The 12,302-nt window shown below is 51.9% G+C and carries 12 protein-coding genes and 1 riboswitch; of the genes, 8 read left to right on the forward strand and 4 right to left on the reverse strand.

The window, feature by feature from the left end; all coding sequences use genetic code 11:
• Positions 1 to 22: 22 nt before the first annotated feature.
• Positions 23 to 1,312, reverse strand: coding sequence for an adenosylmethionine--8-amino-7-oxononanoate transaminase (gene bioA, locus EC843_RS14355; protein ID WP_133522448.1), 1,290 nt, complete (start codon positions 1,310 to 1,312; stop codon positions 23 to 25).
• Positions 1,313 to 1,401: 89 nt separating this feature from the next.
• Between bioA and bioB the strand changes: the two genes are divergently transcribed.
• From bioB to EC843_RS14385, 6 genes are all read left to right on the forward strand, one after another.
• Complete coding sequence (gene bioB, locus EC843_RS14360) at positions 1,402 to 2,442, forward strand: biotin synthase BioB (RefSeq protein ID WP_133522449.1); 1,041 nt, start codon at positions 1,402 to 1,404, stop codon at positions 2,440 to 2,442.
• On the forward strand, positions 2,439 to 3,590 hold the full coding sequence (gene bioF, locus EC843_RS14365) for an 8-amino-7-oxononanoate synthase (protein ID WP_133522450.1): 1,152 nt from the start codon (positions 2,439 to 2,441) through the stop codon (positions 3,588 to 3,590). Before bioB ends, bioF begins: the two co-directional genes overlap by 4 nt.
• The gene (bioC, locus tag EC843_RS14370; RefSeq protein ID WP_064548512.1) at positions 3,574 to 4,332 is read left to right on the forward strand and encodes a malonyl-ACP O-methyltransferase BioC; all 759 of its coding nucleotides are present in this window, start codon (positions 3,574 to 3,576) and stop codon (positions 4,330 to 4,332) included. Before bioF ends, bioC begins: the two co-directional genes overlap by 17 nt.
• Positions 4,325 to 5,008 carry a dethiobiotin synthase gene (gene bioD, locus EC843_RS14375; protein WP_133522451.1) on the forward strand — a complete coding sequence of 228 codons (684 nt, stop codon included), beginning with the start codon at positions 4,325 to 4,327 and terminating at the stop codon, positions 5,006 to 5,008. The genes bioC and bioD overlap by 8 nt, the downstream gene beginning before the upstream one ends.
• 173 nt (positions 5,009 to 5,181) lie before the next feature.
• Entirely contained in the window at positions 5,182 to 5,454 is a 273-nt protein-coding gene (locus EC843_RS24830; RefSeq protein WP_133522452.1) for a hypothetical protein, read from the forward strand.
• A gap of 17 nt (positions 5,455 to 5,471) precedes the next feature.
• On the forward strand, positions 5,472 to 5,990 hold the full coding sequence (locus EC843_RS14385) for a DNA-binding protein (protein WP_133522453.1): 519 nt from the start codon (positions 5,472 to 5,474) through the stop codon (positions 5,988 to 5,990).
• 44 nt (positions 5,991 to 6,034) lie between these two features.
• Here EC843_RS14385 and EC843_RS14390 read toward each other — a convergent pair whose 3' ends face one another.
• Both EC843_RS14390 and EC843_RS24560 read right to left on the reverse strand, forming a co-directional pair.
• Entirely contained in the window at positions 6,035 to 6,745 is a 711-nt protein-coding gene (locus EC843_RS14390) for an ATP-binding cassette domain-containing protein (RefSeq protein WP_064548506.1), read from the reverse strand.
• Between the two features lie 432 nt (positions 6,746 to 7,177).
• Complete coding sequence (locus EC843_RS24560; protein ID WP_064548504.1) at positions 7,178 to 7,546, reverse strand: hypothetical protein; 369 nt, start codon at positions 7,544 to 7,546, stop codon at positions 7,178 to 7,180.
• Between the two features lie 14 nt (positions 7,547 to 7,560).
• Between EC843_RS24560 and uvrB the strand changes: the two genes are divergently transcribed.
• A complete protein-coding gene (gene uvrB, locus EC843_RS14395) occupies positions 7,561 to 9,576 on the forward strand; it encodes an excinuclease ABC subunit UvrB (protein WP_064548502.1) in 2,016 nt (671 codons plus the stop codon).
• A gap of 492 nt (positions 9,577 to 10,068) precedes the next feature.
• Here uvrB and yvcK read toward each other — a convergent pair whose 3' ends face one another.
• Positions 10,069 to 10,977 carry a uridine diphosphate-N-acetylglucosamine-binding protein YvcK gene (gene yvcK, locus EC843_RS14400; RefSeq protein WP_064548497.1) on the reverse strand — a complete coding sequence of 303 codons (909 nt, stop codon included), beginning with the start codon at positions 10,975 to 10,977 and terminating at the stop codon, positions 10,069 to 10,071.
• Between the two features lie 205 nt (positions 10,978 to 11,182).
• Positions 11,183 to 11,311: riboswitch (molybdenum cofactor riboswitch) on the forward strand.
• Between yvcK and moaA the strand changes: the two genes are divergently transcribed.
• Complete coding sequence (gene moaA / locus EC843_RS14405; protein ID WP_064548495.1) at positions 11,299 to 12,288, forward strand: GTP 3',8-cyclase MoaA; 990 nt, start codon at positions 11,299 to 11,301, stop codon at positions 12,286 to 12,288. Its footprint overlaps the riboswitch before it by 13 nt.
• Positions 12,289 to 12,302: the final 14 nt, after the last annotated feature.

Consider the following 12,302-nt stretch of genomic DNA (forward strand, 5'->3'; position numbering starts at 1 on the left):
TCTGTGAGCGGCTTGCTGGTGCTCAGCTTTTGAAGAAGGCAGGGTTTTCTACCGCATTCGTTACGGCGGTGATCAATTTTGCTAGCTGTTCATGCGTGATGACGTAAGGTGGCATCAGATAAATCAGGCGGCCAAATGGACGGATCCACACGTCTTGCTCAACAAAGAACGCCTGAAGTGCAGCCATATCCACCGGATGATGCGTTTCCACCACGCCAATGGCCCCAAGCACGCGCACATCTGCTACTTGCTCACAATTCTGCAAGGGTTTAAGCCCTTCCAGTAACTGCTGTTCCAGAGCATTAACTTGCTGCTGCCAGTGGCCTTCTTCCAGCAAGGTGAGGCTTTCGGTCGCGACCGCACAGGCCAGCGGATTGCCCATAAACGTCGGGCCGTGCATAAAGCATCCGGCTTCGCCGTCGCTAATGGTATCGGCAACCTGGCGCGTGGTGAGCGTGGCGGAAAGCGTCATCGTGCCGCCGGTCAGCGCTTTACCAAGGCACAGAATATCCGCTGAAATCCCTGCATGTTCGCAGGCAAACAATTTGCCTGTACGACCAAAGCCGGTCGCTATCTCATCGGCAATCAGCAATATGCCTTCGCGGTCGCACATGCGGCGGATTCGACGCAGCCATTCAGGGTGATAAAAGCGCATGCCGCCCGCGCCCTGGACGATGGGTTCGAGGATAACGGCGGCAATTTCATGGCGATGAGCGGCCATCAAACGGGCGAACGGCACGATGTCCATTTCATTCCATTCGTCGTCAAAACGGCAATCTGGTGCAGGGGCAAATAAATGTTCAGGGAGATAACCTTGCCACAGGCTGTGCATCGAGTTATCCGGGTCACACACTGACATCGCACCAAAGGTATCGCCATGATAACCATGACGGAAAGTCAGGAAACGCTGGCGTGGTTCGCCTTTTGCGTGCCAGTACTGCAACGCCATTTTCATCGCCACTTCAACGGCGACAGAGCCGGAGTCGGCAAGGAAAACGCATTCAAGATTTTCCGGCGTCATGGCGACCAGTTTACGACACAGTGCCACCGCGGGTGGGTGGGTGATACCGCCGAACATCACGTGTGACATCTGGTCAATCTGGTCTTTCATCGCCTGGTTTAAACGCGGGTGATTGTAGCCATGAATCGCCGCCCACCAGGACGACATCCCGTCAATAAGGGCTTTACCATCAGCAAGTTGCAGTTCGCAGCCCGTAGCCGCCACCACCGGATAAACCGGTAACGGTTGGGTCATAGACGTGTACGGATGCCAGATATGTTGTTGGTCGAACGCTAAATCAGCAGGGGTCATAGGGTGACTTGTAAACCATTTAAAAAAGATTTAGGTTTACAAGTATAACGTCAATCAACGGCTAACAACACCCTTTTTGGAGACGCCCAATGGCTCACCACGCACGCTGGTCAATGTCGCAGGTCACTGCTTTATTTGAAAAACCTTTCCTCGAACTGATGTTTGAAGCACAACAAGTTCACCGTCAGCACTTCGATCCCCGCCATGTTCAGGTCAGTACCTTGCTGTCGATTAAAACCGGCGCATGCCCGGAAGATTGCAAATATTGCCCTCAAAGTGCGCGATACAAAACTGGGCTGGCATCCGAACGCTTGATGGAAGTTGAGCAAGTTCTCGACTCGGCGCGTAAAGCGTTGAACGCCGGTTCTACCCGTTTCTGCATGGGTGCTGCCTGGAAAAACCCTAACGATCGCGACATGCCGTACCTTGAGCAAATGGTGCAAGGCGTGCGCGAAATGGGGCTGGAAACCTGTATGACGCTAGGCACGTTAACCGGTGCGCAAGCAGATCGCCTGGCTGCCGCAGGGCTGGATTACTACAATCACAACCTCGATACCTCGCCAGAATTTTACGGCAATATTATTACCACGCGTACCTACCAGGAGCGCCTCGACACGCTCGACAAAGTGCGCGATGCCGGGATTAAAGTCTGCTCCGGCGGCATTGTTGGGCTGGGTGAAACCGTAACCGACCGCGCAGGGCTGTTGCTGCAACTCGCCAATCTGCCGACGCCGCCTGAGAGCGTGCCAATCAACATGCTGGTGAAGGTGAAGGGCACACCGATGGCCGATAACGAAGACGTCGATGCGTTTGATTTTATTCGCACCATCGCGGTGGCGCGCATCATGATGCCAGGGTCTTTCGTGCGCCTTTCTGCCGGGCGCGAGCAGATGAGTGAACAAACTCAGGCCTTGTGTTTCATGGCGGGTGCCAATTCCATTTTCTACGGCTGCAAACTGCTGACCACGCCAAATCCGGAAGAAGACAAAGACCTGCAATTGTTCCGCAAGCTGGGCCTAAACCCGCAGCAAACCACCACCCACGCGGGCGATAACGAACAGCAACAACAACTGGCCGAACAGTTGCTCACCGCGGATACGGAGAATTACTACAATGCGGCGGCTGTATGACCTGGCAGCAACGTATCGACAGTGCGCTTGAGCAACGGCGGGCAAATGACAGTTTCCGAATCCGCCAGGTTAATCAACAAGGTAGCGGGCGCTACATTGTGCAAAACCAAACCCGCTATCTGAATTTTTCCAGCAATGACTATCTGGGAATGAGCCACCATGCGCAGGTGATTCAGGCCTGGCAGCAGGGAGCCGAGACTTACGGTGTCGGCAGCGGCGGTTCCGGGCATGTCACGGGCTACCACGAGGCGCACCAGCAATTTGAACAACAGCTTGCCGACTGGCTTGGGTTTCCCCGTGCGCTGCTGTTTATTTCCGGTTTTGCGGCGAACCAGGCGCTGATTGCCGCGCTAACGGAAAAATCGGATCGAATTATTGCCGATAAACTCAGCCACGCCTCGCTGCTGGAAGCGGCAATAAACAGCCCTGCACAGTTGCGGCGCTTTACACATAATGATGTGCCATCGTTGCAAGCTTTGCTGGCGCATCCCCATGAAGGCCAACAACTGGTGGTAACCGAAGGGGTCTTCAGCATGGATGGCGATGCCGCACCGCTGGCTGAAATCACGCAGATAAGCCGTAATGCAGGGGCTTTGCTGATGGTCGATGATGCGCATGGCATCGGGGTTATGGGCGAAGAAGGGCGCGGAAGTTGTGACCAGCAACAGATCAAACCGGATTTATTAGTCGTCACTTTTGGCAAAGCTTTTGGTGCCAGCGGGGCCGCGGTACTGTGCAGTGAATCACTGGCTGATTATTTGCTGCAATTTGCCCGTCATCTGATTTACAGCACCGCCATGCCGCCCGCACAGGCGTGCGCGTTATCGGCGGCATTGAATGTTATTCGTCACGATGAGTCCAGACGTGCGCAATTACGCGCCAATATTGCCCATTTCCGATCTGGGGCGGCACAGCTGCCGTTGAAATTAATGGCTTCGCAAACCGCGATCCAGCCATTAATTGTGGGTGAAAATCAGGCTGCGGTGAACCTCGCTTCCACCATGCGTGAGCGCGGATTTTGGATGACGGCGATTCGCCCGCCAACGGTTCCACCGGGCACCGCCAGGCTGCGTGTGACGCTGACCGCCAGCCACACCGCTGATGATATCGACAAGCTTCTGGAGGCGCTGTATGACGCAACTCGTTAACAAAGCCGCTGTCGCTGCCGCTTTTGGACGCGCGGCACCCACCTATGACAGCCACGCCGAGCTACAGCGCATCAGCGGCGGATTTCTTACCGACATGCTTGAAGGCCGACGTATCTCCACGATGCTGGACGCCGGGTGTGGTACCGGCTGGTACAGCCGCGTATGGCGTGACAAAGGCTGCCATGTGACGGCGTTAGATCTCTCGGCTGCAATGCTGAATTATGCGGCACAACGTGAGTCGGCAGATTGTTATCTCGAAGGTGACATCGAAGCCATCGCACTTCCTGACGGGCAAGTCGATTTAGCCTGGAGCAACCTGGCGGTGCAATGGTGCAGCGATTTACACAGTGGATTGAGTGAGCTTTATCGCATCACCCGATCGGGAGGATGTGTGGCATTTACTACGCTTGCGGCGAACTCATTAAGTGAGCTACATACCGCATGGCATGCGGTGGACGAACGTTCACATGCCAATCAATTCCTGTCGATTGAGCAGATTCAGCAGGCTTGTGAAGGCTGGCGTTGTTCTCTACAAATTCATGAGATTAGCCAATTTTACCCAAGCGTAATGAGTGCCATGCACTCGCTAAAAGGCATTGGCGCAACACACCTTCATGACGGACGAAAAGCGTCATTGATGACCCGTCAGCAATTGCAAAAATTAAGTCTCGCCTGGCCGCAAAAAGAGGGGCAATTCCCTCTGACATGGCAGCTCGTTTGTGGAGTAATAGAACGTGATTAAACGATGGTTTGTGACCGGAACCGATACTGAAGTCGGTAAAACAGTCGCCAGTTGCGCTTTGCTGCAAGCCGCCACACAGGCGGGTTACCGTACGGCAGGTTATAAGCCGGTAGCGTCGGGAAGCGAAATGACGGCTGCGGGTATCCGCAATAGCGATGCACTGGCATTGCAGCGCAATAGCAGCGTCAAAGTAGACTATGACCAGGTGAACCCTTTTGCTTTTTTGGAACCGACGTCACCACACATTGTCAGTGCGTTGGAAAAGCGGCCTATTGAATTTTCACAGCTATCTCTGGGGCTGGAAGCACTGGCTTCGCAAGCTGACTGGTTACAGGTTGAAGGAGCGGGAGGCTGGTTTACGCCACTTTCGCAGACCGCCACTTTTGCTGATTGGGTTATCCAGCAGCAACTGCCGGTGATCCTGGTTGTTGGGGTGAAACTGGGATGTATTAACCACGCCATGCTAACGGCACATGCGGTGCGGAGTGCAGGGCTGCATCTGGCGGGGTGGATTGCCAACGACGTTCAGCCAACAGGCAAACGTCACGCAGAATACATCGCGACGTTACGTGACGTTTTAAACGTCCCGATGTTGGGTGAAATTCCGTTTTACCCGCAACTTAATGAGCAAAGCCCTCTCGGCAGCCATCTGGATATTTCACTTCTTTCTGTATAACTCGCAAATCTTGTGTTCCTTTCTGCAACGCCCGATAAATTTTTCGGGCGCTATTCCTGAATCCGTTGTTGCCCAAAACATCTCCTTGAAGAAACGCTGAGTGCGAGTAAATTACTTTTCAATTCCATGTTGTCACATGACAACTTTTTTGAGAGTATAGCCAGGAGGTTTTTATGAAGCGGCGTTTGCACCCGAATAAGGATATTGAAGCAGCATTGAGTTATGCGGAGTGTCAGGGCTGGCGGGTCCAGCCTGGTGGTTCGCATTGCTGGGGGAAGATGTATTGTCCGTGGAATGACAAAGCCTGCCGGTGCGGTGAGTTTTGTATCAGTTGTATCAGTTGTATATGGAGTACGCCGCGCAGTGCATACAACCATGCCAGGCAAATACGTCTTGTCGTTGATAACTGTAGTCAGCAAAGTACGCCGGCCATTATCAGACATTAAGTTTCAAGGAGCAGAACATGTCAGAATTTAGTTTCACATTGATTTTTACCTTGCCAGAAAAAAGCCAGGATCCTGCTGAGTGGGTAGAGGCGTTAGGCGCACAAGGCTGCGATGACGCACTGGTTGGCGTGGGGGTGACCGGGCGCATTGCATTGAATTTCATGCGTGAAGCGCAAGAGGCAAAGCAGGCCGTTGTTTCCGCCATTAAAGACGTGAAACGTATTATTCCAGGTGCGGTGTTGGTCGAAGTGATGCCTGACCTGGTTGGACTAACCGATATTGCCGAACTGCTGGGGTTTTCGCGTCAGTACATGCGTAAAGTGATGGTCAGCCGGAACGCGTTTCCTCAACCAGTGCACGACGGTAAAACCGCTATTTGGCATCTGGAACCGGTGTTGCGCTGGATGCGTGAAGCTGGGGTGTCAAAAGTCCCTTTGCCGTTGGTAGAGCTTTCAGCCGTGACACGGCAATGCAATTTACAACGGGAACTCGCCGATCTCGATGATGATTTACAGAAGCAACTCGGGCAGTTGTGACGGCAGAACCGGATTAACCCATCATGCCGTCGATTGATACACCATCATGGGTCAATCCAACTAGAAACCAGTTTGTCGTCCAGCATTGCGACATGACCCTGAGCGACGTTTCGTCCACGGTGGAGCAAACAGAAACGGTCTGCTACACGACGAATAAACGGCAACCGCTGTTCTACTAACAGGATAGTTAATCCAAAGTCACGGCTTAAACGTCGGATGATATTGCTGAGATCATGAATAAACCGCTGGCCGCTGCCAAAAGTCGGTTCATCCAGAATCAACAGTTTCGGCTCGGTCACCAGCGCCCTTGCTAATGCCAGTTGCTGCTGAAGATCGCCTGACAGCTCGCCACCGCGCACATGGCGCAAGCTATAAAGTTCAGGGAACAGTTCATAGATCATCGATGGGATCGCCCGCGTCCGCACACGGGCAGCTAACAGCGCAATTTGCAGGTTCTCCTCAACGCTCAGTTGGGAAAAGATGCGTCTGTCCTGGGCGACATAACTCATCCCAAGAGCCGCCCGGCCTTCAATAGGTTGGGTCAGCAAATCTTGTGGAGGATGCCCTGCCTCAAGCCAGGTCATACTGCCACTTTGTACGGGCAGGTAACCAGTGATGCAGTTAACCAGCGTTGTTTTGCCCATTCCTGGCGCACCTAACACACAGGTACATTCGCCTGGAGTCAGCTCAAGATCCAGGTTCCACAGAATATGGCTCTCACCATAAAACTGATTAACAGCTCGCAGACTCAACATCGATATTCTCCTTCGGATTGGGTTAACAGCGCAGCGTGGCGTCCACTACTCAAACCAGGACAAGTAAAACTGTGCAATTCCCTTGCCATGAACCTTTTTGCGCGGCAGAACATGGCAACTTTGAGAAAAGGCTCATGAAAAAGGTTGAAGAAACCTTCGTCGCCTACAACTCGAAAAGACGAATGCACTCTGTCAGTGCTGGTCACTGCCAGGGATGGTGCAAGAGAGCAGAGTTGCTCCATGATAATGCGCAATTCGTGAGCAGGATCATAAGAAAAGGTGGCTCATCTTTAAGCAAAAATAAGACAAAAATAATGATGAAAAATATTTTTGATGCCACTCACAGAGATTTTAGGGTTTTTTGCGGTCTGCGCTGCAAAAGGGCTGAGAGCAGTTATCCACTATTCCTGTGGATAACCATGTGCATTAGAGTTAGAGAACTTGCGGTAAGCGAGGACTGGCGCGGCTTGCACATGAATTGGCGCTAAACCAGACTTTATCAAATAGCTGTTTAAAATTAATGAGTTGAATAAAATCAATCGCTGCAATAAAAGTGCCACAGATGTTCCTTGCGCTTTTATGACACTGCTTGACAAATGTTAAAAGGTAAAAAAATCTGGGGATAACCATTTTGGTCAGCTGAAATATCTGAGGGAGGAATGTTTTACCGGTAAACCAAACGGCAAAAAGAGGCCGTATCATAAACTTTTGTGCAAGGAACTGGTTTTTCATCCAGTATCTTTTTCTGGCAAAATTTCCTGTGCTGAGTAAAATTATCCTCCGGCCCGCTCGTTTCTTCATCAGGTAGCCTCTTCATGAGTAAAGCATTCAAATTAAATTCAGCATTCAAACCTTCTGGCGATCAGCCAGAGGCCATTCGCCGCCTTGAAGAGGGGCTACAAGACGGGCTTGCCCATCAGACACTGTTAGGTGTGACAGGCTCCGGTAAGACCTTTACCGTGGCGAACGTGATTGCAGATTTGCAACGCCCCACCATGGTGCTGGCACCGAACAAAACCCTTGCGGCGCAGTTGTATGGCGAGATGAAAGAGTTCTTTCCGGATAACGCGGTTGAGTTCTTTGTTTCCTACTACGATTACTACCAGCCTGAAGCCTACGTCCCGAGCTCCGATACTTTTATCGAAAAAGATTCCTCGGTGAATGAACATATCGAGCAGATGCGCCTGTCAGCCACCAAAGCGTTACTCGAAAGGCGTGATGTGATTGTGGTGGCTTCGGTGTCGGCGATATACGGCCTGGGCGACCCGGATCTCTACCTGAAAATGATGCTGCATCTCACCAAAGGGATGATCATCGATCAGCGCTCTATTTTGCGCCGTTTGACCGAACTGCAATACACCCGTAATGACCAGGCTTTCCAGCGCGCGACTTTCCGTGTGCGTGGGGAAGTCATCGACATCTTCCCGGCAGAGTCAGACGATTTAGCGTTACGGGTCGAATTGTTTGATGAAGAAGTGGAACGGCTTTCACTATTCGACCCCCTGACCGGGCAAATAGACCAGGTGATTCAGCGCTTCACCATTTACCCTAAATCACATTACGTCACCCCGCGTGAACGTATTGTGCAAGCCATGGAAGAAATTAAGGTGGAACTGGCTGACCGTAAAAAGGTCTTGCTGGCGAACAACAAACTGCTTGAAGAGCAGCGCCTGTCGCAACGTACTCAATTCGATTTAGAGATGATGAACGAACTGGGCTACTGCTCTGGGGTAGAAAACTATTCGCGCTTCCTGTCGGGGCGTGGCCCTGGCGAGCCACCACCAACGCTTTTCGATTATTTGCCTGCTGATGGCCTGCTGGTGGTCGACGAATCCCACGTGACTATTCCGCAAATCGGCGGCATGTACAAAGGTGACCGGGCGCGTAAAGAAACCCTGGTGGAATACGGCTTCCGTCTGCCATCAGCACTCGATAACCGCCCGCTGAGATTTGAAGAGTTTGAAGCGCTGGCTCCGCAAACCATCTATGTTTCGGCAACACCCAGCAATTACGAGCTGGAAAAATCAGGTGGTGATGTTGTCGATCAGGTTGTCAGGCCAACGGGTTTGCTGGACCCGATTATCGAAGTGCGTCCGGTTGGCACCCAGGTTGACGACTTGCTTTCCGAGATTCGTAAACGTGTTGAAATCAACGAACGTGTTTTGGTCACCACGCTGACCAAACGTATGGCCGAAGATTTGACAGAGTATCTGGAAGAGCATGGCGAGCGGGTGCGTTATCTGCACTCAGATATCGATACCGTCGAGCGTATGGAGATCATTCGTGATTTGCGCCTTGGCGAGTTCGACGTGCTGGTAGGCATCAACTTGCTACGTGAGGGGTTGGATATGCCTGAAGTGTCGCTGGTGGCCATTCTGGATGCCGATAAAGAAGGTTTCCTGCGTTCTGAGCGTTCGCTCATTCAGACCATTGGTCGTGCGGCACGTAACATCAACGGTAAAGCCATTCTGTATGGTGACAAAATCACCCCGTCCATGGCAAAAGCGATTAGTGAAACGGAGCGTCGCCGTGAGAAACAGCAACGATACAACGAAGAAAATGGCATTACGCCGCAGGGGCTGAACAAGAAAGTGGTGGATGTGCTGCAGCTTGGCGAAGGCATGGCGAAAACCAAAGGCCGGATGAAGAGCAAAGCGCGCAGCGTGATTGAAGATGATGAAATCATCCTGACGCCGAAAGCCCTGCAACAGAAAATTCATCAACTGGAAGCGAAGATGCTGGAGCATGCGCAGAATCTGGAATTTGAAGAAGCTGCACAACTCCGTGACCAGTTGCACGAGTTACGGCAATTGTTTATCGCTGCGTCGTAACGGGTGGCTGTAGCTAACGCTAATCCACCTCACGAAATCATGCACTTGTAGGTCGGATAAGCGCAGCGTCATCCGACAAAACTGACGCAAACGGTGGATGACGCTATCGCTTATCCACCCTACAACGACTCACGAAAATCATGCACTTGTAGGTCGGATAAGCGCAGCGTCATCCGACAAAACTGATGCAAACGGTGGATGACGCAATCGCTTATCCACCCTACAACGACTCACGAAATCATGCACTTGTAGGTCGGATATGCGCAGCGTCATCCGACAAAACTGACGCAAACGGTGGATGACGCAATCGCTTATCCACCCTACAACGACTCACGAAATCATGCACTTGTAGGTCGGATAAGCGCAGCGTCATCCGACAAAACTGATGCAAACGGTGGATGACGCAATCGCTTATTCACCCTACAACGACTCACGAAATCATGCACTTGTAGGTCGGATAAGCGCAGCGTCATCCGACAGCAATCGCTCATCCTATCCCAGTTGCTGAACAGCTTTTTCCAGCGCCTGGCGTAGCAATTGACGGTCGTGACGATAGCGAATATCACAGGCTTCCAGAGGCTCCTGAATCACCACACGGTCGGTGATTTCAGCAACATCTACCTGCGGGCCAACCACCACGGCATCAATAATGCGCTTACCAACACGCTGTTCCATGATGTCCAGAGTTTGCCCAAGCGACAGGCTTGCCGCAGCGGTGCTTAATTCCTTGCCTAAATTACCGATAAACACCACCGGCGCAGGTGTGCGACGCAGCGCCTGATCCATATCTTCCAGCAGCAGTAACGGCATCAGGCTGGTATAAAAACTACCCGGGCCAATCAGAATCAAATCGGCTTCACCAATGGCCTGCAACGCTTCGCGTGTGGCGCGGGCTTGCGGGTATAACGACAACTCCTGCGGCGGTGAGGAAAGCTGGTCAATATTCACTTCCCCGTAAATAAAATGGCCATCTGCATCCGTCGCCATCAAATCCACTGGCTGTTCAGACATCGGAATCAGAAACGCATCCACTTTGAGAAGGTTACGAATCAGATTGATGGCTTCCAGAGGCCGCACGCTCAGGTGGTCAAGTGCCTTTAACATCAAGTTTCCAAGGTTATGCCCTGAAAGTTCGCCATTACCGCCAAAACGGTACTCAAACATGGCCGAAGCAACGCTCTGTTCAGTAATTAACTGATTTAAACAGTTACGCATATCGCCCCAGGCAATGCCACCTTCAGAGCGCCGGATTCTCCCGGTAGAACCGCCGTTATCAGTGGTGGTAACAATGCCGGTTAAACGGGAACCTAAAGAGGAGAGAGAGGACATAACCCTGCCCAGGCCGTGTCCACCGCCCAGTGCAACCACTCTATCCAAATCCGCAAGCGTACGATTGCGCATAACTTTTCCTTATGACGAACTATCGAAATAAGGTAGCGTAAAAGATCTCAAAATACGATCCTGGCTAGGGCGATAATGATGTATATCAAAGCAAAAGATCGCTTTTGGCGTAGTCTGTAGCGAAATTGAGCGATTGTCTCGCTATGTATATATTTATATAGCGAAAGCTGTTATGGCGTTGAACTCCATCACGCGCTACTATCGCTCTAACACACACTAAGCCTCTGGACCTAAGTCGAAAGATACGGTGCTTTGGCCGTGACCTTGAGTCACCAGGGTGCAGAAAGAAATGCCTGCATCTCCCGTATTTGGAAGGTGTACATGGCTACTCAACTTACCGACGCATTCGCTCGTAAGTTTTTTTACCTGCGTCTGTCTATTACCGACGTTTGCAATTTTCGTTGCAACTATTGCCTGCCGGATGGCTACAAGCCTCACGGTGTGGCAAATAAAAGTTTCCTCAACGTCGATGAAATTCGCCGCGTTACGCGCGCTTTCGCCGCCCTGGGTACTGAAAAAGTACGCCTGACGGGTGGTGAACCCTCTTTACGTAAAGACTTCACTGACATCATCGCTGCGGTACATGAAAACGCCAGCATTCGCCAGATTGCCGTAACAACCAACGGTTATCGCCTTGCGCGCGACATCCAGCAATGGCGTGATGCCGGGCTGACGGCAGTGAACGTTAGCGTAGATAGTCTTGATGCTCGTCAGTTTCACGCGATTACCGGACAGGATAAATTCCGTCAGGTAATGGACGGCATTGACGCCGCGTTCTCTGCCGGTTTTGAGCGTGTAAAAGTGAATACCGTGCTAATGCGCGATGTGAACCACCACGAACTCGATACCTTCCTTGCCTGGATCAAACCGCGTCCTATCCAGTTGCGTTTCATCGAATTGATGGAAACCGGCGATGGCGGCGAATTGTTCCGCAAACACCACATCTCGGGCAAAATCATTCGCGACCAGTTGTTGGCTCGCGGCTGGGTACATCAACTCCGCAGCCGTAGTGACGGCCCGGCGCAGGTCTTTTGCCATCCAGATTATCAGGGCGAAATTGGCCTGATCATGCCTTACGAAAAAGACTTCTGTGCCAGTTGTAACCGCCTGCGCGTCTCATCCGTTGGCAACCTGCATCTATGCTTATTTGGCGAGCAGGGCATTTCATTGCGTGATTTGCTGGCGAGCGACGAGCAAATCACGGAGCTTGAAGCGCGTATCGCTGAAGCCCTGACCCACAAAAAACAGACCCATTTCCTGCATGACGGTGAAACCGGCATTACCCAAAACCTGTCCTACATCGGCGGTTAAAATCATATACATAG

Origin of the sequence: Buttiauxella sp. JUb87, from assembly GCF_004361975.1 — a bacterium.
GTDB lineage: Bacteria > Pseudomonadota > Gammaproteobacteria > Enterobacterales > Enterobacteriaceae > Buttiauxella > Buttiauxella ferragutiae.

Bases quoted from the DNA above. Each gene is read 5' to 3' on its own strand.
- EC843_RS14385 (WP_133522453.1), top strand. From the start codon at position 5,472: ATGTCAGAATTTAGTTTCACATTGATTTTTACCTTGCCAGAAAAAAGC.
- bioF (WP_133522450.1), top strand. From the start codon at position 2,439: ATGACCTGGCAGCAACGTATCGACAGTGCGCTTGAGCAACGGCGGGCA.
- bioB (WP_133522449.1), top strand. From the start codon at position 1,402: ATGGCTCACCACGCACGCTGGTCAATGTCGCAGGTCACTGCTTTATTT.
- yvcK (WP_064548497.1), bottom strand. From the start codon at position 10,977: ATGCGCAATCGTACGCTTGCGGATTTGGATAGAGTGGTTGCACTGGGC.
- EC843_RS14390 (WP_064548506.1), bottom strand. From the start codon at position 6,745: ATGTTGAGTCTGCGAGCTGTTAATCAGTTTTATGGTGAGAGCCATATT.
- bioA (WP_133522448.1), bottom strand. From the start codon at position 1,312: ATGACCCCTGCTGATTTAGCGTTCGACCAACAACATATCTGGCATCCG.
- bioC (WP_064548512.1), top strand. From the start codon at position 3,574: ATGACGCAACTCGTTAACAAAGCCGCTGTCGCTGCCGCTTTTGGACGC.
- EC843_RS24830 (WP_133522452.1), top strand. From the start codon at position 5,182: ATGAAGCGGCGTTTGCACCCGAATAAGGATATTGAAGCAGCATTGAGT.
- EC843_RS24560 (WP_064548504.1), bottom strand. From the start codon at position 7,546: ATGAAGAAACGAGCGGGCCGGAGGATAATTTTACTCAGCACAGGAAAT.
- moaA (WP_064548495.1), top strand. From the start codon at position 11,299: ATGGCTACTCAACTTACCGACGCATTCGCTCGTAAGTTTTTTTACCTG.
- uvrB (WP_064548502.1), top strand. From the start codon at position 7,561: ATGAGTAAAGCATTCAAATTAAATTCAGCATTCAAACCTTCTGGCGAT.